At 69.3% G+C, this 553-nt stretch carries 1 pseudogene; it reads right to left on the minus strand.

The window, feature by feature from the left end:
* A pseudogene (locus tag ADK66_RS30335) lies at positions 1-294 on the minus strand (hypothetical protein); the annotation flags it as partial.
* Between the last annotated feature and the right edge of the window lie 259 nt (positions 295-553).

The following is a 553-nucleotide window of genomic DNA, read 5'->3' on the forward strand; positions in this document are numbered from 1 at the left end:
GCCGATCGAGATGACCGCGGCCCGCTCGGGCATGCCGGCCTTCTTCGTGGCGGCGATGATCGCCTTGACGTTGGCGGTCTGCTCGTCGTTGAGGGTGATGTGCGACTGCGCGCCCTGGGTGCCGTGCGGGATCAGCTTGGCGGTGTCGGGCTTGTCGGCCTGCACCACCGCGACCGGCTTGGCATCCACCGGCGCAGCGCTATCGGCGTGGCCGGCGATGGGGCCGGCGAAAACACCACCGGCGAACGCGAGACCGGCAACGGACAGCATGCTCTTACGAATGATCGTGTTCATGGGGGTAGCTCCTTCGGGGGTAGGAAACACCCACACACCAGGGGGGCGGCGCACAGGTGTCAGCACCTCGTCCGGCACTGCACAAAACAACAAAGGGGGGAAAGTCATTCACGGCGGCCGGGCGCGGGGGGCGCCTCTAGCGGCCGGTCCATGTGTAACCACCCGGGGGCCGGGGCCATTCCCGGGGCGGGCCATCCATCGGCAGCCGCGTCGAGCCGGCGCCACGGTCGTTCGGAGGTCTACAACCACCGGGCCGGGC

The organism is Micromonospora sp. NRRL B-16802, from assembly GCF_001279555.1.
Classification (GTDB): domain Bacteria; phylum Actinomycetota; class Actinomycetes; order Mycobacteriales; family Micromonosporaceae; genus Micromonospora; species Micromonospora profundi.